This window comes from Nonomuraea thailandensis (assembly GCF_024172165.1).
Taxonomy (GTDB): domain Bacteria; phylum Actinomycetota; class Actinomycetes; order Streptosporangiales; family Streptosporangiaceae; genus Nonomuraea; species Nonomuraea thailandensis.
In genome coordinates, this window is sequence record NZ_JAMZEB010000002.1 from 11,856,769 (window position 1) to 11,882,260 (window position 25,492).

General features: G+C 72.1%; 22 protein-coding genes. 14 read left to right on the plus strand and 8 right to left on the minus strand.

Annotated features, from left to right (window positions below; genetic code table 11):
• Positions 1–3 precede the first annotated feature (3 nt).
• The 6 genes from HD597_RS59225 (at position 4) to HD597_RS59250 (ending at position 7,712) form a co-directional block, all read left to right on the plus strand.
• Positions 4–516: a YbaK/EbsC family protein gene (locus HD597_RS59225; RefSeq protein WP_253757744.1), complete on the plus strand. Its 513-nt coding sequence runs from the start codon at positions 4–6 to the stop codon at positions 514–516.
• 132 nt (positions 517–648) lie between these two features.
• Positions 649–2,658 carry a serine/threonine-protein kinase gene (locus HD597_RS59230; RefSeq protein WP_253757745.1) on the plus strand — a complete coding sequence of 670 codons (2,010 nt, stop codon included), beginning with the start codon at positions 649–651 and terminating at the stop codon, positions 2,656–2,658.
• A 16-nt stretch (positions 2,659–2,674) separates the two neighbouring features.
• Complete coding sequence (locus HD597_RS59235; protein WP_253757747.1) at positions 2,675–4,492, plus strand: serine/threonine-protein kinase; 1,818 nt, start codon at positions 2,675–2,677, stop codon at positions 4,490–4,492.
• 35 nt (positions 4,493–4,527) lie between these two features.
• Complete coding sequence (locus HD597_RS59240; RefSeq protein WP_253757749.1) at positions 4,528–5,739, plus strand: serine/threonine-protein kinase; 1,212 nt, start codon at positions 4,528–4,530, stop codon at positions 5,737–5,739.
• A 220-nt stretch (positions 5,740–5,959) separates the two neighbouring features.
• Entirely contained in the window at positions 5,960–6,739 is a 780-nt protein-coding gene (locus tag HD597_RS59245; RefSeq protein ID WP_253757751.1) for an electron transfer flavoprotein subunit beta/FixA family protein, read from the plus strand.
• A 19-nt stretch (positions 6,740–6,758) separates the two neighbouring features.
• A complete protein-coding gene (locus HD597_RS59250) occupies positions 6,759–7,712 on the plus strand; it encodes an electron transfer flavoprotein subunit alpha/FixB family protein (protein ID WP_253757753.1) in 954 nt (317 codons plus the stop codon).
• A 350-nt stretch (positions 7,713–8,062) separates the two neighbouring features.
• Here HD597_RS59250 and HD597_RS59255 read toward each other — a convergent pair whose 3' ends face one another.
• Positions 8,063–9,187, minus strand: coding sequence for a pentapeptide repeat-containing protein (locus HD597_RS59255; RefSeq protein ID WP_253757755.1), 1,125 nt, complete (start codon positions 9,185–9,187; stop codon positions 8,063–8,065).
• Positions 9,188–9,422: 235 nt separating this feature from the next.
• Positions 9,423–9,851 carry a hypothetical protein gene (locus HD597_RS59260; RefSeq protein ID WP_253757757.1) on the minus strand — a complete coding sequence of 143 codons (429 nt, stop codon included), beginning with the start codon at positions 9,849–9,851 and terminating at the stop codon, positions 9,423–9,425.
• Between the two features lie 86 nt (positions 9,852–9,937).
• On the opposite strand from HD597_RS59260, the gene HD597_RS59265 reads away from it, so the two are divergent.
• Entirely contained in the window at positions 9,938–10,738 is an 801-nt protein-coding gene (locus tag HD597_RS59265) for a helix-turn-helix domain-containing protein (protein ID WP_253757759.1), read from the plus strand.
• A gap of 133 nt (positions 10,739–10,871) precedes the next feature.
• On the opposite strand, the gene HD597_RS59270 is transcribed toward HD597_RS59265, so the two are convergent.
• Entirely contained in the window at positions 10,872–11,714 is an 843-nt protein-coding gene (locus tag HD597_RS59270) for a helix-turn-helix transcriptional regulator (protein ID WP_253757761.1), read from the minus strand.
• Between the two features lie 116 nt (positions 11,715–11,830).
• On the opposite strand from HD597_RS59270, the gene HD597_RS59275 reads away from it, so the two are divergent.
• Together HD597_RS59275 and HD597_RS59280 are read left to right on the plus strand one after the other, a co-directional pair.
• Entirely contained in the window at positions 11,831–12,658 is an 828-nt protein-coding gene (locus tag HD597_RS59275; protein ID WP_253757763.1) for an SDR family oxidoreductase, read from the plus strand.
• Between the two features lie 68 nt (positions 12,659–12,726).
• Entirely contained in the window at positions 12,727–13,344 is a 618-nt protein-coding gene (locus HD597_RS59280) for a dihydrofolate reductase family protein (protein ID WP_253757765.1), read from the plus strand.
• A 21-nt stretch (positions 13,345–13,365) separates the two neighbouring features.
• Here the strand turns inward: HD597_RS59280 and HD597_RS59285 are convergent, their stop codons facing one another.
• The 3 genes from HD597_RS59285 to HD597_RS59295 all read right to left on the minus strand — a co-directional run bounded on the left by HD597_RS59285 (position 13,366) and on the right by HD597_RS59295 (position 15,894).
• Positions 13,366–13,863 carry an HIT family protein gene (locus HD597_RS59285; protein ID WP_253757767.1) on the minus strand — a complete coding sequence of 166 codons (498 nt, stop codon included), beginning with the start codon at positions 13,861–13,863 and terminating at the stop codon, positions 13,366–13,368.
• Between the two features lie 12 nt (positions 13,864–13,875).
• On the minus strand, positions 13,876–15,063 hold the full coding sequence (locus tag HD597_RS59290; RefSeq protein WP_253757769.1) for an MFS transporter: 1,188 nt from the start codon (positions 15,061–15,063) through the stop codon (positions 13,876–13,878).
• 315 nt (positions 15,064–15,378) lie between these two features.
• Positions 15,379–15,894, minus strand: a complete 516-nt coding sequence (locus HD597_RS59295) for a TetR/AcrR family transcriptional regulator (protein ID WP_253757771.1) — start codon at positions 15,892–15,894, stop codon at positions 15,379–15,381.
• A gap of 53 nt (positions 15,895–15,947) precedes the next feature.
• Between HD597_RS59295 and HD597_RS59300 the strand changes: the two genes are divergently transcribed.
• Entirely contained in the window at positions 15,948–17,111 is a 1,164-nt protein-coding gene (locus HD597_RS59300) for a cysteine desulfurase family protein (RefSeq protein WP_308210922.1), read from the plus strand.
• Positions 17,112–17,169: 58 nt separating this feature from the next.
• Here the strand turns inward: HD597_RS59300 and HD597_RS59305 are convergent, their stop codons facing one another.
• A complete protein-coding gene (locus HD597_RS59305; RefSeq protein WP_253757773.1) occupies positions 17,170–18,222 on the minus strand; it encodes a DUF695 domain-containing protein in 1,053 nt (350 codons plus the stop codon).
• Between the two features lie 66 nt (positions 18,223–18,288).
• Between HD597_RS59305 and mnmA the strand changes: the two genes are divergently transcribed.
• A complete protein-coding gene (gene mnmA / locus HD597_RS59310; protein WP_253757775.1) occupies positions 18,289–19,347 on the plus strand; it encodes a tRNA 2-thiouridine(34) synthase MnmA in 1,059 nt (352 codons plus the stop codon).
• Here the strand turns inward: mnmA and HD597_RS59315 are convergent.
• A complete protein-coding gene (locus HD597_RS59315; RefSeq protein ID WP_253757777.1) occupies positions 19,340–19,972 on the minus strand; it encodes an MBL fold metallo-hydrolase in 633 nt (210 codons plus the stop codon). The genes mnmA and HD597_RS59315 overlap by 8 nt on opposite strands.
• Before the next feature lie 24 nt (positions 19,973–19,996).
• Between HD597_RS59315 and HD597_RS59320 the strand changes: the two genes are divergently transcribed.
• The 3 genes from HD597_RS59320 to HD597_RS59330 all read left to right on the plus strand — a co-directional run bounded on the left by HD597_RS59320 (position 19,997) and on the right by HD597_RS59330 (position 25,481).
• Positions 19,997–20,977: a methionine synthase gene (locus tag HD597_RS59320; protein ID WP_253757779.1), complete on the plus strand. Its 981-nt coding sequence runs from the start codon at positions 19,997–19,999 to the stop codon at positions 20,975–20,977.
• Positions 20,978–21,041: 64 nt separating this feature from the next.
• The gene (gene ligA, locus HD597_RS59325; protein ID WP_253757781.1) at positions 21,042–23,222 is read left to right on the plus strand and encodes an NAD-dependent DNA ligase LigA; all 2,181 of its coding nucleotides are present in this window, start codon (positions 21,042–21,044) and stop codon (positions 23,220–23,222) included.
• Between the two features lie 192 nt (positions 23,223–23,414).
• On the plus strand, positions 23,415–25,481 hold the full coding sequence (locus HD597_RS59330) for a putative bifunctional diguanylate cyclase/phosphodiesterase (protein ID WP_253757783.1): 2,067 nt from the start codon (positions 23,415–23,417) through the stop codon (positions 25,479–25,481).
• Positions 25,482–25,492 lie beyond the last annotated feature (11 nt).

Sequence of the window (25,492 nt, forward strand, 5' to 3'; positions counted from 1 at the left end):
GGAATGACGTTGCACTGGGTGCCCGCGACCGGACGGACCGACCTGCTGGCCGATCCTGTGGTCCGGGCCGTGCCGAACGTGGAGGGCGCCGAGGTGGCCGAGATCGATCCCGATCTGGCCGACACGGCGGCGTTCTGCGAGAGGTACGGCGTGACCCTGGAGGAGTCGGCCAACTGCGTCGTCGTGGCGGCCAAGCGGGGCGGCGAGACGCGTTATGCCGCGTGCATGGTGCTCGCGACGATGCGCGTCGACGTGAACGGCGTGGTGCGCAGGCACCTCGACGCCCGCAAGGCCAGCTTCGCCCCGATGGCGGAGGCGGTCGAGCTGACCGGCATGGAGTACGGCGGCATCACGCCCCTCGGCCTGCCCGAGGAGTGGCCGATCCTGGTGGACACGCACGTCGCGGAGCACCCGAGGGTGGTGATCGGAAGCGGTGTGCGCAGATCGAAGCTGGCCGTCTCCGGCGCCGCACTGGCCGGGCTGAAGAGGGCAGAGGTGCTCTCGCTGGCCGGCTGAAGGCAAACTGAGGCCGATTCGAGACCGTTGGATGGGAAACCGATGAGGCCGTTCTGGACGTTGTACGAGTGGGAATGTGGCCTCATGGTTCATCTCGTGGGCGGGGATTAAGCCGGTATGGTGCTTCATGCCATGAACGATGACCGACTAGGCCCTTACCGGCTGCTCAGGCGGCTCGGTGAAGGCGGGATGGGCGTTGTCCACCTCGCTGTCGACCCTCAGGGGCGGCAGGTGGCCATCAAGGTCCTGCGCGGAGAGGTCGCCGGTGACGAGGTCGCCAGGCGACGGCTTTCGCGCGAGGTCGAGACCATGCGCCGGGTGCGCAGCAAGTACATCGCCGAGGTGCTCGACGCCGATGTGACCGGTCATCGTCCGTACATCGTGACGCGTTACGTGCCCGGGCCGCCGCTCGACGAGATCGTCAAGAACGACGGGCCGCTCGACCTGCCCGCGCTGCTCAGGGTCGCCCACGGGGTGGCCTCGGCGCTGGCCGTCGTGCACTCGGTGGGCGTGATCCACCGCGATCTCAAGCCGGGTAACGTGCTGATCCTCGACGGCGAGCCGGTCCTCATCGACTTCGGCATCGCCCAGGCGGTCGACGCCACGCGGCTGACGCAGACCGGCATGTTCATCGGCACGCCCGGCTACCTCGCGCCCGAGATCATCGAGGGCCAGGAGGCGGGCCCCGAGGTCGACATCCACGCGTGGGCCGGCACGCTGCTGTACGCGGGCACGGGCCAGCCGCCCTTCGGCAAGGGCACGCTGGAGATGATCTTCTACAACATCACCGCGGGCAAGGCCGACATCAGCGCCGCCCCCGCCGAGCTGCAGCCGCTGCTCAAGGCCGCCTTCCAGCGCAACCCCAACAAGCGGCCCAAGGCCGCCGAGCTGGCCGAGCAGACCGCCAGGATGTTGCCCAAGCCGGCGCAGGGCTCCTCGCCCGACGAGATCTCCACCGTGCCGCGCCCTGAGCCGCGTCCTGAGCCGCGTCCTGAGCCGCGCCCCGAGCCGCCCAAGGTGACGGAGCGGCCGTCGTACGACATCTCCACGCCCCCGGTGACGCCGAAGCGGCTGCTGGAGAACCAGGAGCAGCCGCCCCAGCCGCAACCGCAGGACCAGCAGTACGTCTCGCTGCTGCCCAACCAGCCCGACCCGTGGCCGACCCGCAGGGTGTCGCCGGAGGAGCTGCGGCAGATCCAGCGCGAGGCCGGGGTCTACCCGCCGCAGTCGCCGCAGGCCGGCGGCAACGGCCCGGCCGCGCCCGCGCACGGCGAGACCGACGTGCCCACGAGACGGGTGCGCCCCGACTCGCCCGACTACCGCAGGATGAACCCGGGCCCCCAGTCGGGCCCCAACCTCGGCAGGCCCGCCGGCCCCGAGGGGCGTCCTGACACCCCCGACTACGGCCGGCCCAACCCGATCCCGATGCAGCCGCCGCCCTACATCCCGGCGCAGCCGCAGTTCCCACCCGCCCAGCCCGACCGGCTGAGCACCAAGCGGGAGCCGTACATCCCGGGCGCGCAGCCGGGCAAGCCGCTGCAGCGTTCGCGGGCGTACGGCGTGGCGGGCGCCATGCTGCTGATCCTGATGATCGTCGCGGCCGTGTTCAAGCCCGTGCTGGTCGCGATCGTGGCGGTCCCCGTCGCGATCCTGCTGCGCGCGGCCGACCTGGCGCAGCCCCAGCTCGCCGCCAGGCGGTCGGCGGGCGCGGCGGCGCTCGACGTGGTCAGGGTGTTCGCCTTCCCCGGCGCGCTGGCCAAGTCGGCGGGCATCACGCTGGCGCTCGTGCTCTACGCGCTCATCCTGGGGCTGCCCGTCACCCTGCTGCTCACCGTGGTGGCCGGGATGGACTCCTACTACGCCCTGGCCTGGGGCGCGGCGATCGCACTGTGGACGGTCTGCGCGGGCCCCGGCGTCGAAGGTCCGGGCAAACAGATGCGCAGAACGCTCTCATCGCTCGTACCCTCGAGAACAGCGGCGATGGTGATGGCGGGAGTCCTCGCGGCGGGTGCCGCGCTCTCGCTGGGCCTCGCATCCAGCACTTTCGGGGACGAGCCGGAGGGGGAGGCCGTATGGACTCCGCTGAACGTCGGAGAAGTGGCGAGGCAACTCAACCAGCTAGGGGGGAATTCCGGGGGATGACGCGGGGAAGGTGGCGATGAGCACCCAAGCACCAGAACGCCTCGGCCCGTACCGCCTCGTCAGGAAGATCGGCGAGGGTGGCATGGGGGTCGTCCACCTCGGTCTCGACGGTGAGGGACGCGAAGTCGCCATCAAGGTGCTGCATCCCCACGTGGCCGCCGACCTCAAGGCGCGCGACCGGCTGACCCGCGAGGTCGAGACGATGCGGAGGGTGCGCTCCCCGTTCGTCGCGGAGGTGATCGACGCCGAGCTCGTCGGGAGCCAGCCGTACGTGGTGACCCGTTTCGCCCCCGGCCGGACCCTGGAGGACACCGTGCTGGCCGAGGGCCCGCTGGAGGCCCGCCAGGTCATCCAGCTCGCCCAGGGGCTGTGCCAGGCGCTGGTGGCCATCCACGCGGCCGACGTGATCCACCGCGACTTCAAGCCGTCCAACGTCATGCTGGTCGACGAGCGGCCGCTGGTCATCGACTTCGGCATCGCCCACCTGGTCAACGCCACCCGGCTGACGCAGACGGGCATGTTCGTGGGCACGCCGGGCTACCTGGCGCCCGAGATCATCCGCGACTCCGACATCACCCAGGCGGCCGACGTGCACGCGCTGGCCTCGACGGTGTTCTTCGCCGCGACCGGCGCGCCGCCGTTCGGCACGGGCACGTTCGAGTCCGTCTGCTTCAACATCATGGAAGGGCGGGCGCAGATCGACAAGGCGCCCGCGTGGCTGCGCGGCTGGCTCAGCCGGGCGCTGCAGGTCGAGCCGTCGGCCCGGCCCGGCGCCCACGAGCTGCTGCGGATGGCCAAGGCGCTGGACCCGTCGGTGACCACGTTCAACGAGGGCCCGACGGGCACGAAACCGGTGGGCCGCACGCGGACCATGGACACGTTCTCCGACCTGCTGCCGCCGGTCGAGTACGGCCAGGCTGCGCCGCCGCCCTCGCCGACGCCGACGCGGCACGAGGAGCGGCCCAAGCGGCGTGAGGAGCGGCCCAAGCGGCGCGAGGAGCGGCCGCCGCCGTACGTGCCCGCGCCGATGTCCGCCAGGCCCGCGCCCCATCCCGACCAGCGCGTGGCCGGCCACCCGCCGCCCGACCGGCGGCTGGTGCCCGCACCCACCTCGCCGTCGCCGGTGCGGCCCTACACCCCGCCGCCGCAGTACACGCCGCCGTCGGAGCGCAAGCGCTACCTGTTCGGCAGCCAGGTCGTCGGGTTGCTGCTGCTCGTCACGCTGGTGGCGCTGACCGTCATGATGCCGGTCATGGCCGGAGCGGTGGCCATCGCGCTGGCGTTCGTGCTGCGCATCGGCGAATACCTCTTCGGCGACCTGGTCAAGCGCCGCCAGGTGCGCGGCAGCAGCGCCGCCGACCCGCTGCTCGCCCTGGTCGGCACGCCGTGGGCGCTGGTCAAGTCCGCGCTCGTGACCGTGGTGCACGTGCCGCTGGCGCTGCTGTTCGGCGTCTGCGTCTGGGGCGTGCTGTACTGGGCCGGGCAGATGGGCGTGAACGAGGCGGCGGCGTACGCGGCGGGCGCCTTCGCGGCAGGGTTGTTCGTGCTGCCGGGAGGCGGCGCGCCTCGTCAGGCCGTCACGCGCACGCTCACCGGCGTGCTGCGCAGCCCCGGCGCCGCCCTGGTGGCGGTCGTGCTGGTGGGTACGGCGGCGCTGTTCGCGGTGATGTTCGCGCTGGGGCAGGACACCTCGTGGGCGCCGTGGCGGGCGCCGGAATCGGTGATCAACGACCTGGCGAGCGACGCGAGGCAGAGCACGATCGGCCTGATCACAGGGCTGATCGGCGATCTGCTCAACGGGCTGGGGCTGGGGTGGCTGAATCCCTGGTCCTGAGTGTCCCTGCCGGTCCCGCGGGGGAGAGATGAGGTATGAGCGAGCGCCTCGGCCCGTACGAGCTTCTCTCCCGTCTGGGGGCCGGCGGGTTCGGAGAGGTGCACCTGGCGCTCGACCCTGAGGGCCGTACGGTCGCGGTCAAGGTCCTGCACCCGCACGTGGCCGCCGACGGCGTGGCGCTGGCGCGGCTGGCGCGCGAGGTGGAGACCATGCGCATGGTCGGCGGGCCGCACATCGCGGAGGTGCTCGACGCCTCCCTGGAGGGCCCGAGGCCCTACCTCGTCACCCGGTACGTGCAGGGCCGCCCGCTCAGCTCCGTGCCCCTGCCCGTGGCGGACCTGCGGCGGCTGGCCTCGGGGCTGGCCGACGCGCTGCTCGCGATGCACGAGGCCGCGGTCGTGCACCGCGACCTCAAGCCCGCCAACGTGATGATGACCGAGGGCGAGCCGGTCGTGATCGACTTCGGCATCGCCAGCGCGCTCGACTCGCTGTCCGTCACCGCCTCCGGCGCGGTGGTCGGCACGCCCGGTTATCTGGCGCCCGAGGTGCTCGAAGGGCGGGCCGTGGGCGTTGAGGCCGACGTGTTCGCCTTCGGGGCGACGCTGGCGTACGCGGCCACCGGGCGGCAGCCGTACGGGCAGGGGCCCGCCTCCGCGGTCGCCTACCGGGTCGTGCACCATCCGCCCGATCTGGAGGGCGTGCCGGAGTGGCTGGAGCCGCTGTTACGCGAGTGCCTGTCCACCGATCCGGCCGCGCGGCCCACGGCCGCGCAGATCTGCGCCAGGCTGAACGTGGAACCGGTCCCGCGCGCGCCGCGCGCCGCGCGCGCCCGCGCCCGGCAGGCCGTCGCCGACGAGACGAACACCAGGGAGTGGCAGCCCGGCAAGGAGCGTTATCGCCGCTCGGTGGAGGAGTCGAGGGCCAGGCACCGGGAGAAGGTGCGCAGGCGCTGGCTGATCGGCTCGGGGCTGTTCGTGTCGCTGCTGGCGGCCGCCGCCCGTGAGCCGCTGCCCGAGGTGTCGCTGTTCCTGCTGGCGGCGTACGCGCTGGGTGTCGTGTCCGACGCGGGGGTGGCGCTGTTCTCCCGCGGCCGGTTCCGGCGGGGCCGCCTGATCGCGGATGTGGTCAGCGTGGCGGGGGCGGTGGGTCTCTGCTTCGGGCTGGCGGCGATGTTCAGCACGTTCACCCTGGCGCTGTTCGCGGGCACCGCCCTGGTGGTGGGAGTCGTGTTCCTGCTGTCCGCGTGAGCAGCAACCGAATAAAGTTCGGTATGGTAGGGGTGGTAACGCGCGGATCACACGTGCCGGTGGTTTGCGCGCAAGCTACCGATGGGTAACATAACGGCGAAACCACGGCAGACCCTCTGTCGGATGCCCCGCGGGCACCTGGCAGTCTGGACAGATGCATTTCGGCGCCACCGCAGCGAGGCGGGGGCGCACGCGAACTACGGGAGGTCGGCCACCGGCCATGAACATCGTCGTCTGCGTGAAGCAGGTCCCCGACACGGCGACCGAGCGCAAGCTGCGGTCCGATGACAACACGCTCGACCGCGACGCCGCCGACGGCGTGGTCAACGAGCTTGACGAGTACGCGGTCGAAGAGGCGCTGAAGCTCAAGGAGGCCCACGGCGGTGAGGTGACCGTCCTGACCATGGGTCCGGGCAAGGCCACCGACACCATCCGCAAGGCGCTGGCCATGGGCGCCGACAAGGCCGTCCACCTCAGCGACGACGCGCTGCACGGCTCGGACGCGCTGTCCACCTCGTACGCGATGGCCCAGGTGCTCAAGAAGATCGGGTTCGACCTGGTCATCCTGGGCTCCGAGTCGACCGACGCGCGCACCGGTGTGCTGGCCGCGATGCTGGCCGAGCGGCTCGGCGCGTCCCAGCTCACGCTGGCCAACAAGGTCGAGGTCGACAAGGGCGCCATCTCGATCCAGCGGCTGACCGACTACGGCTACGACCGGGTCGAGGCTCCGCTGCCCGCCGTCGTCTCCGTGGTGGAGAAGATCAACGAGCCGCGCTACCCCTCGTTCAAGGGCATCATGGCGGCCAAGAAGAAGCCGGTCGAGACGCTCGCCATCGGCGACGCCTCCATCGACGCGGCGCAGGTCGGCCTGGCCGCCGCCTGGTCCGAGGTCGTCGACTTCGCCGCGGCTCCGCCGCGCGCGGCCGGCACGATCGTCAAGGACGAGGGTGACGGCGGCGAGAAGGCGGCCGACTTCCTGGCGTCCAAGAAGTTCATCTGAGAACGGGGGTTAAACGGAAATGTCGGAAATTCTCGTTCTCGTTGAGCACGCCGAAGGCGAGGTCAAGAAGGTCACGCTCGAGCTGCTGACCCTGGCCCGCTCCCTCGGCACGCCCGCCGCTGTCTGGGCAGGCCCCGGCATCACGCCCGAGGCCAAGGCCCGCCTGGCCGAGTACGGCGCCGAGAAGATCTACGTCGCCGGCGCCGGCGACATCGTCGAGTACGTGGTCGCCCCCAAGGCCGAGCTGCTCGCCCAGCTCGTCGCCGGCAAGTCGCCCGCGGCGGTGCTGGTGGCCGCCACGGCCGAGGGCAAGGAGATCGCGGGCCGCCTGGCCATCAAGACCGACTCGGGCGTCATCACCGACGCCGTCGGCCTGAGCGAGGGCTTCGTCGCCGACCAGTCCATCTTCGGCGGCGGCGTCAACGTGCACTCCCGGGTGCGCAAGGGCACGCCCATCGTCGCCGTACGCCCCAACTCCACCGCCCCCGTCGCCGCCGCCGGCGCCGGGACGGAGGAGGAGGTCGCGGTCACCCTCTCCGACGCCGCCAAGGCCGCCCGCGTGGTCGAGCGGGTCAAGCAGGAGAAGGGCGCCCGGCCGGAGCTGACGGAGGCCGCCATCGTCGTCTCCGGCGGCCGCGGCGTCGGCTCGGCCGAGAACTTCTCGGTCATCGAGGGCCTCGCCGACGCCCTCGGCGCCGCGGTGGGCGCCTCCCGCGCCGCCACGGACGCCGGCTGGTACCCGCACCAGTTCCAGGTGGGCCAGACGGGCAAGACGGTGTCGCCGCAGCTGTACATCGCGGCCGGGATCTCGGGCGCCATCCAGCACCGGGCCGGCATGCAGACGGCGAAGACGATCGTGGCCATCAACAAGGACCCTGAGGCCCCGATCTTCGAGCTGGCGGACTACGGCGTGGTGGGCGACCTCCACCAGATCGTGCCCCAGCTCACCGAGGAGGTCACGAAGCGCAAGTAGAGGTGTTCCCGGGGGAAGCGCGGTCTTCCCGCCTCGGCGCTACGCGCATGGGGCTCAGGCCGTGACATCGGGGGGCGCGGCCCCCCGAACCCCCGGCTCTACAAGCGCGGTCCTCCCGATGGGGCGCTTCGCGCCATGCGGTCCGGGCTGTGACATCGGGGGGCGCGGCCCCCCGAACCCCCGCTCAGAAGCCGCTGCGCCGCTGCGTGGGCCGACGGGGCCGCAGACACCGGGTCACCCTGGCTGCGAGCGATCCGCGACGAGATCAGGGATCGCAGCCGAGAAGCTGATCGCTGCTCTGCCGCCCGCCCGACGACCGACATCAGGGCCAGTCCGTCATACGCGCTCGCTCACTCGGCTGACTCGTCCCGGACGGCGAAATCGTCGTAGGACCGAGGACGGACGGGTGGAAGCGATCGCAGCCGTGCTGGTTCGATCAAGGAGGGCTCGAAGCCGTCAGGCCAGACGGTGCTCTCATCGAAGACCACCCGCTTCAGGGAGGCGTCGGTCAGTACGGCTCCGCTCAGAGCGGCTCCGCGGAGATCGCTGTAATCGAGGCGGGCGCCACGCAGGTTGGCGTTGCGCAGGTCGGCTTTGCTCAGATCGGTGGCGCGCATGTCGGCACCCTCGGCGATGATGCCCGTCAGGACGGCGTCACGTAAATCGGCCTGATAGAGGACCGCGTCGGCCAGGATCGCACCGGCCAGCCGTACTCCCGACAGATCCGCACGGGTCAGATCGATGCCGACGAGGGAGGATTCGGTCAGATCGCTGAAGTGGAGATCCACATCGTGAAGCCGGGCGGAGGCGAGGTTGGTCTTGGGCAGGACCACCCGGTCCAGAGCGAGCACCTGGCCCCTCACCGATGGGCGACGGCCAAGGACGGTGAGTGCCGCGTGGATGTCGGGAGCTCGTAGGGCGAGGTTGACCGGATCGCCGGAGGCCGCGGCCGTGCGCCGGGCGTCGTGGGCGGTCCTGTGAGGGGCGCGGGTGCGGGTGCCGATGAACGCGGTGAGGATCTCACCGATGGTGCGGCGGTCGGCGGTGGAGGACCGTGCGATGCGTTCCAATGCGTAGATGCCGCCGAGCCGGACGTCCACGCTGGGGTCGCCCAGGTGGGCGATCGCGGTGGCGAACGATTCGGTGGCCTGTCCATAGCGGTTGAGCTGGAGCTGGCGCCAGGTGAGGTAGGCGCCGATCAGCAGCACCAGACCTCCGACTCCCTGAAGCAGGCCTGTACGGACGTTGTTCACGGCGGCCGCGTAGTCCGCCGGCGGCTGCGCCGATCCCAGATCCCAGGCGAGCAGGTGGCGAGGGAGGAGGATGGCGCAGGCCAAGGCGGCAACGCCCAGGAGTGCGGTAAGGATGAAGGGAGCCGAGATCCGGTGGCGCCAGGACGCACCAACGCGGGCGATCTTGTCCGTTCGGACGGGGTGGCGCGGGAGCGGGGGCGTGCGGTCTTCGATGCGCGTCATGGCCTCACCGAGGGTCGGGCTAGGAGGGTACGCCGGTCGGGGCTTCACTTCCTCGCGGATGCAGCGCGCTCAATCTAGATCCTCTCGGCCCCGGCGGCGTACTGGTGACCGGTGGCAGTCACCACCGCGCCGGCGATCCAGATCACCAGCGAACGCCGTTCGAGCGATCTCGCCGTCCGTCCTCGAACGCGGACTCGCGGTCCCCATACGGGCGATCTCGTGAGAACGCGGCACCTCACCCGATGAACTGGTGATCGCTGAGGACCCGGCCGTCGCCGTCCAGCACCAGGACGTCCAGCCCACCGCCGACGGTCTCACCCGTACGCACCGACACCATCGACCACCGCACCCCGACCACCCGCGGCAGCAGCGCGACCGCCTCTCCGGCCGTCTCGAAGACATGCTCGCCCGGCTCCACGAACATCTCGTAGGCGCGCGTCACCCGCGCGTCCAGGGCATCGTGGCCGCGGACCTCCAGCGGCGGGACGGGGAAGGCGATGGCCGCGGCGGCGTCGCGGATCGCCTCGGGCGGGTCGGTCAGGATGTGGACGGCGTCCTTCGCCCACAACTCGCGGATGAGGGCGCTGCGCGTCGCCGGGTCGGGCTCGTTCCACTGGGCGACGTAACGGCCGGCCCACTGCTGCACGTCGAAGGTGTTGCTCATGTCCGGCAGTCTGCGGTCAGGGCAGGCGGTCCCGCGATTCCCCGCAGGGAATGGCGCAGCGGCGGGGTTGCAGTATGAATGGGGGCATGACGGTGTCGACGAAGCCTGATCGGTTCGCCCGCGAGCTGCGGCGATGGCGGACGCGGCGCCGCTTCAGCCAGCTCGATCTGGCGATCAGGGCGGACACCACTCAGCGCCACCTGAGCTTCCTCGAACAGGGGCGGTCCCGGCCGGGGCGGGCCATGGTGGTGCGGCTGGCGGAATCGCTGGATCTGTCGCTGCGGGAGCGGAACGGGCTGCTGCTCGCTGCCGGGTTCGCCCCTGTCTATGCCGAGTCGGGGCTGGACGCGCCTGAGCTCGGTCCGGTGCGGGAAGCGCTGGAACGGATCCTCGAAGGGCATCTGCCGTATCCGGCGGTCGTGGTCCGGCCGTACGGGGAGCTCGTGGCCGCCAACGCGGCGTTCGGGATGGTGCTGGGGGAGGGGGTCGCGCCCGCGCTGCTGGAGCCGCCGGTCAACGTGCTTCGCCTCGCCCTGCATCCCGATGGGATGGCCCGCAGGGTCGGGAACCTGGCCGAGTGGGGGCGGCACATCACCGGGAGCCTGCGGGAGCAGGCGCTGCGCAGCCCCGATCCGGGGCTCGACGAGTTCATCGCCGAGCTGGACGGGTACCTGCCGGAGCCGGATGCGCCGGCCGAACATCTCGGCTTCGCCGTGCCGCTGCGGTTGCGGGCGCCGGAGGGGGAGTTGCGGCTGATCACCACGTTGACGTCGTTCGCGACCGCCGTCGACGTCACGCTGTCCGAGCTGCGGCTCGAAGCGTTCCTGCCCGCCGACGAGGCCACGGCGAAGATCCTCAGGCAGCGCGCCGCCACTTCGGGCGGGTGAAGGGGCGGTACTCGGACGGTGCGGTGTCAGGCCTCGCGGGCGGCTCAGGACCGGTCTCGATCCGCGCCTCGGGCACGCCCAGCAGGTGCCTGCCTTCGTTCGTCCCGGCAGCCCGGTGATCGGGTCAGACGGGTCAGGACGAGGGGGCGGGGGCCGTCCAGCTCGTCAGGAGGCGCAGGGCGTCGGCGGTCGGGGAGCCTGGCTCGACGTTGTAGACGCACAACGTCTGGTCGGGGTCGCCGGGAGGCTGGAGCGACTCGTAGGAGAAGTGCAGCTCACCGACGAGCGGATGGTGGTAGTGCTTGGCGCCGTGCGTGCGGCGCAGCACGCGGTGGTCGTTCCACCAGGTGCCGAACTCGGGCGAGCGCAGGGTGAGCTCGCCGACTAGGTCGGCGAGGCGGCGGTCGCGGGGATGGCGGCCGGCTTCGAGGCGGAGCATGGCGACGGTCTCGGCGGCGATGCGCTCCCAGTCGCCGGTACGGGTGCGGGCCTCGGGGTCGAGCAGGTAGTACCGGGCCAGGTTGCGCTGCGTCGCGGGCAGGGCGTCGAAGTCGGTCAGCACCTCGCGGGCCAGGCGGTTGGCGGCCAGGACGTCGGTGCGGCGGCCGAGGATGAAGGCGGGCACGTGGTCGAGGGCCTGCAGCATCAGGTGCAGGCCCGGTCTGACCCGCTGCGGGCTGATGGGGGCGTGGCGGGCGGGCCGGGTCAGCAGGTTCGTGAGGTGCTCGCGCTCGGCGGGGTCGAGCTGGAGCGCCCGGGCGAGCGCCTCGGTGACCTCGGGCGAGGGGTTGCCGGCGCGGCCCTGCTCCAGCCGCGTGTAGTACTCGGTGCTGACCCCGGCCAGCCTGGCCACCTCGTCGCGGCGCAGGCCGGGCACGCGGCGGGGGCGGTCGTCGGCGGGCAGCCCCGTGCGGTCCGGCGTGATCCGGGCGCGGCGGGTGCGCAGGAAGTCGGCGAGCTCGCGGCTGCGGTCCATGCCTCCAGTGTGACCCCGCCCGCGGACCGGCGGGGTCGCCGGGGTGGCCCTGCCAGTACCTGTCTCGCGGTTACCTGCCTGGTCAGGGCCGTGTCGGACACCCCACGAGGGGGGTCGTGGCTGGTGTGCTGTTGGAGGAGCGCGGCGACCGGCCGCGCGGGACGTCGAAGGGCGTGGACACCATGAACACCTCTCTTTCCGGACGCGTGGCCGTCGTCACCGGTGCCTCCAGCGGGATCGGCGAGGCCACGGCCGAGCACCTGGCCGGGCTGGGCGCGCGGGTGGCCGTGCTGGCGCGGCGCGCGGAGCGGCTGGACGACCTCGTCGCCCGCATCGAGCGGGCCGGGGGCCGGGCGCTGGCGCTGGCGGCCGACGTCACCGACGCGGCGGCGGTACGGGCCGCCGCCGACCGGGTGGCGGCCGAGCTGGGCGGCGCCGACCTGCTGTTCAACAATGCGGGCGTGATGCTGCCCGCCCCGGTCGAGGAGCTGGCCGCCGATCAGTGGCAGCGCCAGATCGACCTGAACGTCACGGGCCTGATGAACGCGATCGGCGCGTTCGTCCCGCAGCTCGTCGCGGCGGCCGGCGAGCGCGGCGTGGCCGACCTGATCAACACCTCGTCGATCGCGGCGCAGAACATCTTCCCGAACTTCGCCGTCTACTCCGGGACCAAGGCGTTCGTCACGCACCTGTCGCGGCACCTGCGGGCCGAGCTGGGCGCCAAGAACGTGCGGGTCTCGGCGATCGAGCCGGGCATCGTCGGCACCGAGCTGCAGGGCCACGTCACCGACGAGGGCGCGCGGGCCTGGCTGGAGGGCTCCAAGCAGGAGATGGAGTGGCTCACGCCCGAGGACGTCGCGCGGACGATCGGGTTCCTGGCCTGCCTGCCGCCGCGGGCGAACCTCCAGCAGGTCACCATCATGCCCACCGGGCAGCCGAGCTGACGATGAGTTCCGTCCGCCGGGCAGGTCATCATCGGTACAGACGTCCGGCGACCGATGGGAGCACGATCATGAAGATCACCTTGGCCACGTTCCTGACCCTGGACGGCGTCATGCAGGGGCCGGGGACGCCCACCGAGGATCCCAGCGGCGGCTTCGAGCACGGCGGCTGGCAGTTCCCCTACGCCGACGAGGAGCTGGAGACCTACACCGAGCGGTGGTTCGCCGAGGCGGACGCGTTCCTGCTGGGCCGCAGGACGTACGAGATCTTCGCGGCGCACTGGCCGGCCGTCACCGGCGCGGACGACGTGGTCGCGCACAGCCTGAACACCCTGCCGAAGTACGTCGTCTCGACGACGCTGGACGAGGCGGCGTGGCACAACACGACGATCATCAGGTCCGACGTGCTGAAGGAGGTCGCGGAGCTGAGGGCGCGTCCCGGCCGCGAGCTGCAGATCCACGGCAGCGGCGCCCTCGCCGGGACACTGCTGGACCACGGGATGATCGACGAGCTGCGGTTGTGGACGTACCCGGTCGTCCTGGGCAGTGGCCGACGGCTGTTCGAGCCGGGGCGGACGCCGGTGGCGATGGGCCTGGCCGAGTCCAGGACGACCGGGAGCGGCTGCGTGCTGAGCGTCTACCGGCCGGCGGGCAGGCCCACGTACGGCGACTTCACCCAGCAGGGCTAGGCAGCGGCGGCGGGGAACGTCTCAGGAGAGCGCCGCCCTGAGGCGGGCGGCCAGTTCCTCGGCCTGCTCCCTGGTCCGGGGCAGCACGCCGTTCTCCGACATCAGCGCGTGGAACTGCTGCTCCTCGTACGGGATGCCGGGCGGCAGGGCGGCGACGTGCCAGTGCAGGTGCGCGTTGCCCTGCTGGCTGCCGAGGGAGAGCACGTACGTGCGCTCCGACGGCACCACCGACTCCACGGCCAGCGCCACCCTCCTGACCAAGCCCATGATCGCGTGGAAGTCGTGCTCGCCGAGGTCGCGCACGACGTGCTCGACGTGCCGTTTGGGGCTGACGAGCACGTAGCCGGGGACGGTGGGGTGGCGGGGCAGGAACGCCAGGTGCCGCTCGTCCTCGTAGACGATCTGCTCGTCGGCGTGGCCGGGGTCGCCGGCCACGATGGCGCAGATGAAGCAGGGGCGGGACTTCACGCGTTCCACGTAGGCGGCGACGTCGAAGGGGACTTTCCGCTCAAGATCCATCGCCTGATGATGTCAGGCGGCGGCCTCCACGGTCTCGCGTGCGGGCAGGGCGCCCGGCTCGGCCGGCTCCTGGCGCGGGAGCAGCCGTCCGGCCACCGCGATCAGCACGCCGAGCACGACGCCGATGCCGAGCGCCGTACGCAGCGAGGTCGCGTCCGACAGGAACCCGATCACCACGGGACCGAGCAGCAGCCCGGCGTAGCCCATGGCGCCGGCCTGGGCGATCGCGGGCCCGGGGGCGTCGGTCGCGGTGCCCGCCAGCGACAGCGTGAGCGGCGAGATCGTCGCCACGCCGAGGCCGACGAAGAACATCGCGGACACCGCCACCAGCGCCGCCGGCGCGAGCAGCACGACCGCGAAGAACCCGGCCGTGGCCACCCCGGACACGGTCATCATCCCGCGCACCCCGAACCTGACGCGCAGCCGGTCACCCGTGAGCCGGGCGATCAGCATGCCCGCCTCGAAGACCGGGTAACCGAGCGCCGCCACGGCCTCGGGCGCGCCCAGCTCGTCGCGCATGTACAGGCCGTTCCAGTCGGCCACGGTGCCCTCGACCATGAACGCGAAGAACATGATCGTGCCGAGCAGGTAGACGATCGGAGGCATGCGCCGGCGGCCCTGCCGCGCGTTCTCAGCCACCGGGGGCTCCGGCAGGTACGTGCGGCCGAGCAGCACCATGACCGGCAGCGAGACCAGGGCGATCAGCGCCACGTTCACGGTGAACGGCAGGCCGGCGGCGATCGCCAGGCTGCCCAGCCCGCCCGCCGAGATGGCGCCCACGCACCAGCCGGCGTGCATGCCGTTCATCAGCGGGCGCCCGTACGCCTGCTCGACAGCGGAACCCTGGGCGTTCATGGCGACGTCCACGGTGCCGAAGGCCATGCCGAAGAGCGCCACGGCCACCATGAGCAGGGGAAGGTCGGGAGCCAGGGCCACGCCGAGGAGGCCGAGCGCCGTCAGGGGGCCGCCTGCCCGCAGGAGCGTCCGGCTGCCCACGCGCGCCATGACGCGCCGCATGGACTGCATGGTCACCAGAGCGCCCAGGCCCCACACCAGCAGGATCGTCCCGACCATGGCCTCGGACAGGCCGAGTTTGTCGGTCAGGGCGGGGATGCGCACGGTCATCGTGCCCACCATCAGGCCGGCAAGGACAAAGGTGAGGACCGCCCCGTAACGGGCGCTCCTCAGCTCGCGGGTCATATGGCTACCTCACTCAAGTTCATAATTTTCTGGATAAATCGGGCATGGTGGGCGGGTTGCGGGGGCGCGCACCGAGGGCCGCCGAACGCCGCTCTTCTGGCGCCTTCCGGGGGCGGGCGGCGCGCGTCAAGGGGCGGTTCCGTCCGGTCGGGAGGCCGGCGGCGAGGGCCTGCTCTGGTGCGGGGGTGGTGCCGTACCGGATGGGAGCGGCACGCGGGCACGCCGTGGGCCGCGGCCCGGATGCGGGCCGCGACGTCGAGGCAGGGTGAGAGGCGGGCCGGCCGGTGCGGCGGCCCGGGACGAAGGGGGCGGGACCTAGGCGGACGTAGGTGTGATGAGCGCCTTGAGGCGCTGCTCCAGGGCCTGGAGATCCGCTTCCGTGTTCAGCTCCGGGTCGTGGCTGGCCACGTCCCAGAGCCCCTCGCACGCGAGGCGGACGATCTGCGAGGCCACCGGGTCGGGCTCCTGGCTCAGCTCCTCGCGATGCCATCGGGTCATGGCCTCGCGCAGCGGCGCGAGCAGGAAGAGGTTGCCCGACGCCCCCGTGACGACCGCCCATCGTCGCAGCCTGCCGGAGCGGACGGCGGCCAGGGTGGCACCCAGGTAGCGCTCGGTGTACGTGTCGCCGGGCTGGGCGGCCATCAGTGCGTCGAAGTCTTCGATCAACCGCTCCACCATGCCCTTGATGAGGGCTTCTTTGGAGCCGTAGTGATAGAGCAGACCGCCCTTGCTCACGCCCGCCCGGTCGGCCACGGCCGCCAGGGTGAGCGCGGCCGAGCCCTGGTCGCAGAGGAGATCCTCTGCCGCGTCCAACAGCTCGTCCCTTCGCATACCCCAACTGTACCGTCCGGACGGTACAGTTGCAAACGAGATACCCTGAGCACGTGACCAGACCGTCGGCCTACCTTGATCATGCGGCGACCACCCCCATGCTGCCCGAAGCGATCGAGGCCATGACGGCTCAACTCAAACGCGTCGGAAATGCTTCCTCGCTGCACGCGGCCGGTCGCCAGGTGCGCCGGGTGGTCGAGGAGTCGCGCGAGACGATCGCCGGCGCGCTCGGGGCCAGGCCGAGCGAGGTCGTGTTCACCTCCGGCGGCACCGAGGCCGACAACCTCGCGATCAAGGGCCTCTACTGGGCGCGCCGCCCGCGCAGGCGCGTGCTGATCAGCTCGGTGGAGCACCACGCCGCGCTCGACCCCGCCCAGTGGCTGGCCGACAGCCAGGGCGCCGAGGTGGAGCTGCTGGAGGTGGACGAGCACGGCCGGGTGCACCCCGAGACGCTGCGCGCCGCCGTCGAGCGCGACCCCGGCGGCGTGGCCATGATCAGCGTCATGTGGGCCAACAACGAGGTGGGCACCGTGCAGCCGGTCCACGTGCTGGCCGCCATCGCGCACGACCACGGCATCCCGTTCCACACCGACGCGGTGCAGGCGGTCGGCCAGCTGCCCGTGTCGTTCTCCGGCTCGGGGGCCGACGCGCTCACGCTCACCGGCCACAAGATCGGCGGGCCGATGGGGGTCGGGGCGCTGCTGCTGGCCAGGGGGATGACGCCGGTCTCCGTGCAGCACGGCGGGGGGCAGGAGCGCGACGTGCGCTCCGGCACGCTCGACGCGCCCGCCATCGCGGGGCTGGCCGCCGCCGTCAGCAGCGCGGTGCGGGAGCAGGAGGAGCTGGAGCGGCGGCTGGCGGAGCTGCGCGACGAGCTCATCCGGCGCGTCCGCGACGCGGTGCCCGACGTGGTGCTCAACGGCGATCCCGTCGACCGGCTGCCCGGCAACGCGCACTTCTCCTTCCCCGGCTGCGAGGGCGACGCGTTGCTGATGCTGCTCGACGCCAAGGGGGTGGAGTGCTCGACCGGGTCGGCCTGCTCGGCCGGCGTCGCGCAGCCGTCCCACGTGCTGCTGGCCATGGGGGCCGACGCGGCGGCGGCCCGCGGCTCGCTCCGCTTCACGCTGGGGCACACCTCCACGCGCGACGACGTGGACCGGCTGATCGAGGTGCTCCCCGGCGCGGTCGAACGCGCCCGTCGCGCCGGCCTCGGCTAGACCCGCCTCCCGGCCGTCCGCCGTGTGGCGGCGCCGGGCGCGGGGCCGCGCGGGCGGGTCAGGTGAGGAACGGCGCCACCGCGGTCCAGGCCGGGTCGGAGCCCACGTCCACCCGGGGCTCGCCCTCCTCCCACCCCACGATCAGCTCCTTGGCGTGGATCGCCGCATCCCCCGTCGGGTCGGCGTACACGTGGATGACCCGATGCCCCTCGGCGCTGAGGTGCGCCGCCAGCACGGCGTCGTCGCGCAGCTTGAGCAGGCGGGCGGCCAGGCGCTCCTCGAAGTCGCGCAGCGCGGTCAGGGAGTCGCCGACCGGCAGGCCGTTCTCGTCGCGGTGCGCGTACGGGAGCGTGATCGCGATGTGCTGGTCGAAGAGCGGATGGTCCACCGGCCGCAGCGGGTGGCGGGCCGTGGCGACCAGCGGCGCGCCGGTGCCGGTCTGGCCCTCCAGCAGCAGCCACTCCTCCTCGGAGTAGCCCGAGGCCACGTCGGCGACGACGGCGGGCAGGTGCGCCGCCGCCACGGAGTCGATCGGCTCGAACGTGACCGCCGTGATCTCGCCGACCCACCTGGCCACGTCGTCCTCGCCGAGCAGCCAGTCGAGGGCCAGCAGCGTGGTCTCCATCCGGGTGTCCTCGTCGAGCTCGCCGAAGATCGGGTGGTAGGCGGCCACGTCGACCCTGGGCTGGTTGCGCGGCACGCGCAGGCCGAGCGTGAGCTTGCTGAGCCCGAACTCGTGGTCGCCCACGTCGATCCTGAGCTCCGCCGCCAGCGGGTTGGCCTGCCGCGACGGATGGAACTCCCACAGCAGGTCGGACGGCGGCGCGGCCTTGGCCCAGCGGTGCGCGAGCGAGCGCAGCTCGGCGTCGCCCGCCGCGGTCACCACCAGGGCGTGCGCGGCCTCCTTGCCGGGGGCCACCTCGTAGGCCAGGCCCGCGTCGATCGCGGCGACCGCCGGGGTGAGCAGCTCCTCCACCCCTTCGACGTCGCCCGCTCCCAGCAGGGCGTCGAGCCGCGGCCTCGCCTCCTGCCACCACGCCCAGAATCCGGCGATGGCCTCGGCCGGCCCGGCGGCCCCTTCGTCTGCGTCCTTGCGCCCGAACAGTCGCATGGTCGAATACTCCCAGACCGAGGCCATGGTCGCGCACTCCCGGGCGGACAGTACGCTGGAACGGTCATGGGACTGCGTGTGCTTGCCGCCATGTCGGGCGGCGTCGACTCAGCCGTGGCCGCCGCTCGGATCGCCGAGGCCGGTCACGACGTCACTGGTGTCCACCTTGCGCTGTCGGCCAACCCCCAATCCCACCGCACGGGAGCCAGGGGCTGCTGCACGATCGAGGACTCGCGCGACGCGCGCCGCGCCGCCGACGTCATCGGCATCCCCTTCTACATCTGGGACATGGCGGAGCGCTTCCAGCGCGACGTGGTGGAAGACTTCGTCGCCGAGTACGCCGCCGGCCGCACCCCCAATCCCTGCCTGCGCTGCAACGAGAAGATCAAGTTCGCCGCGGTGCTGGACCGGGCGCTGGCCCTGGGCTTCGACGCCGTCGCCACCGGCCACCACGCCAAGCTGGTCGACGGGGTCCTGTCGAGGAGCGTCGACCAGGGCAAGGACCAGTCGTACGTGCTCGGCGTGCTCACCCGCGAGCAGCTCGGGCACGCGATCTTCCCGCTGGGCGGCTCGACCAAGGCCGAGGTGCGCGAGGAGGCCGCCAGGCGCGGCCTGACCGTCGCCGACAAGCCCGACAGCCACGACATCTGCTTCATCGCCGACGGTGACACACGCGGCTTCCTGGCCGAGCGGCTCGGCGCGGCCGAGGGGCCCATCGTCGACCAGAGCGGCGAGGTGGTGGGCAGCCACCAGGGGGCTCACGGGTTCACGGTCGGGCAGCGCAAGGGGCTGCGCATCGACCGGCCGGCGCCCGACGGCCGGCCGCGTTACGTGCTGTCCATCGAGCCGGTGTCCAACACGGTGACGGTCGGCCCGCGCGCCGCGCTGGAGGTGACCACGATCACCTGCGGCGCCCCGGTGTGGAACGGCCCGTCCGGCCGTGACGACCTGACCGTGCAGCTCAGGGCGCACGGCGAGGTCTATCCGTGCGCGTTCGAGGAGCGCGGGGGAGGGCTGACGATCGAGCTCGCCCGGCCCGCCACGGGCGTGGCGGCGGGCCAGGCGGCCGTGCTGTACTCCGGGGCGACGGTGATCGGCTCGGCGACCATCGTCTCGGCTAGCTGAGCGTGGTCGACTCGCCGACCGGGATGCGGCGGATGTCGGCGCCCGAGTGCCTGGCCTCGATGGCCAGCCAGCGGTCCACCAGTCCGAGGCCGATCTCGCTGTAGAGGGCGTCGTGGGTGGAGTACGCCCGTGCCGGGCGGATCTCACGCAGGTACTCCACCATCTCCGACAGCTTCAGCCACGGCGCACCGGTCGGCAGCAGCAGCGTGCCCACTTCGGCCTGCGGGACGGTGAGCGCGTCGCCGGGGTAGAACAGCTCGTCGTCGAGCAGGAAGCCGACGTTCTGGACGATGGGCTGGTCGGGGTGGTTCTTGGCGTGCCACTCGCCGAACACCTTCACCCGGAAGCCGGCCGTCTCGAAGCCGTCGCCGTGCCGGACCACCTGCACCTTGGCCGGCACCTCGGTCAGATCCGCCGCGACACCCTCGCACGTCCAGATCTCCAGGTCGGGTGAGGCCGCCCTGAGCTTGTCGACGTCCACGTGGTCGGCGTGCTCGTGGGTGATGAGCACCGTGTCGGCGCCGTCGAGCGCCGCGCCGTCCGTGAACGTGCCCGGGTCGATGACCAGGACCTTGCCGTCCTTCTCCACACGCACACAGGCGTGGCCGAATTTCGTGAGCTTCATTCGGCAGAGCCTACGCTTGTGCCCATGTCTACGTGGGAAGCCACCGGGGTCGGTTCGCATCCGGGTGAGGATCATCTTGAGGCGATCAGGGTCGTGTTCGGCGAGGTGCCCGGGCTGCCGTACCTGCCGGAGCTGCCTGCCAGAGGCGTCGGTGCCGACATGGTGGGGCGCACGGCGGCGCTGCTCGTCGACCTGCCCGTGGAGGTGCAGCCGTCCGGGTGGCGGCTGGCCGACCGGCCGGGGCGCGACCACCAGCGGGCCGTCGACCATCTGCGGCGCGACCTCGACGGGCTGGAGGAGATCGGCCACGACTACACGGGGCCGCTGAAGCTGCAGGTCTGCGGGCCGTGGACGCTGGCCGGGTCGATCGAGCTCAAGTTCGGGGACAAGATGCTCTCCGACGCGGGGGCCGTACGCGACCTGACCGCCTCGCTGGCCCAGGGGGTGGCCGAGCACTGCGCCGAGGTGCGGCGGCGGCTGCCCGGCGTGACCGAGATCGTGCTGCAGCTCGACGAGCCCGGGCTGCCCGGGGTGCTGGCGGGGACGGTGCCGACCGCCTCCGGGTTCGGGCGGCTGGCGGCGGTCGAGGAGTGGCGGGTGGAGGAGTCGCTGCGCTCGTTCGAGGATCCCGTGGTGCACTGCTGCGCGCCGGGGGTGCCGTACGCGCTGCTGCGCAGGGCGGGGGTGCGGGCCGTGTCCGTGGACGCGGCGCTGCTGCGGCGCAGGGACGAGGAGGAGCTGGGCGAGCTGTTCGAGGCCGGGACGGCGCTGTTCATGGGGGTCGTGCCGGGCAGGGACACGCGGCTGGCCGGCCCCGGCGTGGTGGCGAAACCGGCGGTGGAGCTGTGGCGGCGGCTGGGGTTCGAGCCGGACCGGCTGGCCGCGCAGGTGGTGCTGACGCCGGCCTGCGGGCTGGCGGGGGCCTCCCCGGCGTACGCGCGGGCGGCGCTGGCGGCCTGCCGGAAGGCGGCGCAGGTGCTCAGGGACGATCCGCGAGAGGGGTGAGCCGTGGTTTCGTCGGTGCTCGACGATAGCGTTTGCACAGGTCATCGTACGGAAGGAGGCTCACGTGGATGAGGTCGAGGGTGTCCCGGTGAGCGCGCTCAAGCGGCACGCCGAGCTCAGCGAGCTGGTCGAGGACGCCCGCTGGCGCTACTACGTGCTCGACCAGCCGACGGTGAGCGACGCGCAGTTCGACGGGTGGTTCAAGGAGCTGCTCGCGCTGGAGGAGGCGCACCCGACGCTCCAGACGCCCGACTCGCCCACGCAGAAGGTGGGTGCGGCGCCGTCGGGCGACTTCGCCAAGGTCCAGCACCTCAACAAGATGGAGAGCCTCGACAACGCCTTCAACGCCGACGACATGGCGGCCTGGCAGGCGCGCGCCGAGCGCCTGGCCGAGGGCGATCCCGGCCCCTACCTGTGCGAGCTGAAGATCGACGGGCTGGCCGTGGCGCTGATCTACCGTGACGGCAGGCTGGAGCGCGGCGCGACCCGGGGCGACGGGCGCACGGGTGACGACGTGACGGCCAACGTCCGCACGATCAAGGGCGTCCCGCACCGGCTCGAGGGTGACGACATCCCGAGCCTGGTCGAGGTCCGCGGCGAGGTCTACATCCCGGTCGAGGACTTCAAGAAGCTCAACGAGCAGCTCGTGGAGCAGGGCAAGCCCCCGTTCGCCAACCCGCGCAACTCCGCGGCGGGCACGCTGCGGCAGAAGGACCCGCGCATCACGGCCCAGCGGCCGCTGCGGATGCTGGTGCACGGCATCGGCGTCTGGGAGGGCACGCAGGAGCCGCGCACGCAGTCCCACTGCTACGACCGGCTGCGTGAGTTCGGGCTGCCGGTCAGCGACCTGTACGAGGTGGTGCCGGATCTCGGCGGGATCAACGCGTTCATCGAGCACTACCGCGTGCACCGGCACGACCCGGCCTACGAGATCGACGGGGTCGTGGTGAAGGTCGACGACTTCCGCACGCAGCGGGAGCTGGGCTCGACCTCGCGGGCGCCGCGCTGGGCGATGGCGTACAAGTACCCGCCGGAGGAGGTCAACACCAAGCTGCTCGACATCCAGGTGGGGGTGGGGCGCACCGGGCGGGTCACGCCGTTCGGGCTGATGGAGCCGGTCGTGGTGGCGGGCTCGACCGTGGAGCGGGCCACGCTGCACAACGCCGCGATCGTGGTCAAGAAGGGCGTGCTCATCGGCGACACCGTGGTGCTGCGCAAGGCGGGCGACGTCATCCCCGAGATCGTCGGGCCTGTCACGGCGCTCCGTGACGGGTCCGAGCGGGAGTTCGTGATGCCCACGCACTGCCCGGAGTGCGGCACGGAGCTGGCGTACGAGAAGGAGGGCGACGCCGACCTGCGCTGCCCCAACGCGCGTGGCTGCCCGGCCCAGATCCGCGAGCGCATCTTCTTCGCGGCGGGCCGGCGCGCGCTCGACATCGACGGGCTCGGCTACGTCGCCGCCACCGCGCTGACGCAGCCGCTGCCGCCGCAGGAGCCGGTGGTGCGCACCGAGGCCGACCTGTTCGACCTGACGCTGGAGCGGCTCATCCCGATCCGGTCGGTGGTCCGCGACCAGGACGCCCAGGGCCTGCCCAAGATCGATCCCAGGACGGGGGAGCAGAAGGTCGTCACCTTCTTCTCCAACCTCAGCGGTGAGCCCAGCCAGAACGCGCTGCGCCTGATGGAGGAGCTGGAGCGGGCCAAGGAGTGCTCGCTCGCGCAGGTGCTGGTGGCCCTGTCGATCCGGCACGTCGGCCCGCCGACCGCCCGCGCGCTGGCCGACGCCATGCGCTCGATCGACGCGATCATGAACGCCTCGGAGGAGGAGCTGGCCGCGGTCGAGGGCATCGGGCCCAGGGTGGCGGCCACGATCAAGGAGTGGTTCGAGGTCGACTGGCACCGGGAGATCATCGAGCGGTGGCGGGCCGCCGGGGTCCGGATGGAGGACGAGCCGGCCCCCGAGAAGGGGCCGCAGACCCTGGAGGGGCTGACGTTCGTGGTGACGGGCACGCTGGAGGGTTACACGCGTGACACCGCCGCCGAGGCGCTGACCAGCCGGGGCGGGAAGGTCTCCGGGTCGGTGTCGAAGAAGACGTCGTTCCTGGTGGCGGGGGAGAACGCCGGGTCGAAGTATGACAAGGCGGTCACCCTCGGCGTGCCGATTCTCGATGGCGCCGGGTTCGAGGTGCTGCTGAACGAGGGGCCGGAGGCGGCGGCCGGGGTGGCGGTCACGCCGGAGGGCTGACGTTCCGGCTGCCGGAAGGGGGTTCGCCCGTCAAGGGCGGGCCCCTTCGTCGTTGTGTGCTCGGTTTGCTACTGAGGGTGCTTTTTGGGTATATGTCGGGAAGGAGAAGTGACGGAACGTACGCGCTTGGTTTCGCGAAGTGGGGTGAAGGTCGTACCCTCCCATAGTGACCTAATGGGGGTTCTGTTACCGATGACTGACCCAACCGACACCCGCGACACCGGACCACGCGTCGGCACACCCTTGTGGGGCTACCTCGCGGGCATCACTGTGATCGGCTTCACCGCCCTGGTGGTGGCCATGCTCAGGCTGGACGCGGCCGGGGTGGCGGGCCTGGCCCGCACGCCGCTGTTCTGGGTGCTCGCGGTGCTGGTGATCCTGGGGGAGCTCCGGCCGGTGATGGTGTCGTCCGCGACGACCGTCGGCGGCACGTACCCGTCCACCATGTTCACCTTCGCCGTGCTGCTCCACCTGGGGCTGCCCGTGGCGGTGCTGATGCAGGCCGTGGCCGTCGTGATCAACGGCGTGGTGACGCGCAGGTCGTGGCACCGGATCATGTTCAACATCGCCCAGTCCACGCTCGCGCTCACCGCCGCGGCCGTGGTGCTGGGGACGTTCGGCATCGTGCCGAGCCCGGCCGCGCCATGGGTGCCCGGCGGGGGCGACCTGCTGGCGATCGCGCTGGCCGGCATCGCGTACTTCGTCACCAGGGCCACCCTCGTGAGCGGCGCGGTCGCGCTGCACGAGCGGCGCTCGATCATGCGCGTGCTGAAGGCCACCGTGGGCCCGCAGAGCCTCGTCTACACCGGCCTGCTCGGCCTGGCGCCCCTGGTCGTGGTGGTCATGAGCCACTCGCCCGGCCTCGTGCCGCTCTTCGTCGCCCCGCTGGCCGCCGTCTACTTCACCGCGACGCTCTCCATGCGCCGCGACCACCAGGCCCTGCACGACGAGCTGACCGCCCTGCCCAACCGCAAGATGCTCATCGTCAGCACCGAGGAGGCGCTGGCCGAGGCGCGCCAGGACGAGCGGGTGGGGCTGTTCCTGCTCGACCTCGACCGGTTCAAGGAGGTCAACGACACGCTGGGGCACCCGGTGGGCGACCGGCTGCTGCAGCTCATCGCGCACCGGCTGACCCACTCCGTACGGCCCGGCGACGTCGTGGCCAGGCTGGGCGGCGACGAGTTCGCGGTGCTGCTGCCCTCGATCAGGGACGCGCACGCGGCCAGGGAGGTGGCGGCCCGGCTGCGGGCGGCGCTGACCGAGCCCGTACGCCTGGAGGGCATGACCTTCGACCTCGACGCCTCCGTCGGCATCGCGCTCTACCCCGACCACGCCCCCGACTTCGAGCTGCTGCTGCAACGCGCCGACGTGGCCATGTACCTGGCCAAGGAGGGCCGCACCGGCGTCGAGCTCTACCAGCCCGACAAGGACCGCAACTCGCCCGAGCGCCTCACCCTGCTCGGCGACCTGCGCCGCGCCATCGACAACCGCGAGCTGCGCCTGCACTACCAGCCCAAGGTGGGGCTGGGCGGCGGCGACATCCAGGGGGTCGAGGCGCTGCTGCGCTGGCGGCACCCGGTGCACGGGCCGATCGCGCCGTCGGACTTCGTGCCGCTGGCCGAGCAGTCGTACCTGATGCGGCAGCTCACGGCGTACGTGATCGAGGAGGCGCTGGAGCAGGCGGCGGCCTGGTGGCACACGGGGCTGCGGGTGCAGATCTCGGTGAACATCTCCGCCCGCGACCTGCTCGCCTCCGCGCTGCCCGAGCAGCTGGAGGTCGGCCTGGCCAGGTACGGCCTGCCGCCCGCCGCCATCCAGCTGGAGGTCACCGAGCGCATCCTGACCGGCGACCAGGCCTACACCCAGGAGACCATCAAGGCGCTGGCCACGCTCGGCGTCCCCCTGGCCCTCGACGACTTCGGCACCGGCTACTCCTCGCTGATCCGGCTCCAGCGGCTGGCGGTGTCGGAGGTCAAGATCGACGCCTCGTTCGTGCGCCGGATCGCGGAGTCGGAGGACGACTACCGCATCGTGCGCTCCATCGTGGACCTGGTCCGCTCGCTCGGGCTGCGCTCGGTCGCGGAGGGCGTGGAGTCGGACGACGTGGCGATGCGGCTGGTGGAGATGGGGTGCGACGTGGGGCAGGGCTGGCTGTTCTGCCACCCCATGCCGGCCGAGGAGGCCGCGGGCTGGCTGCGCGACCGCGCGGGCGGCGCGGTGGAGTACGGCTACCAGCCTGAGGTCAGCAGCTCGGCCTGAGGCTTAATGGT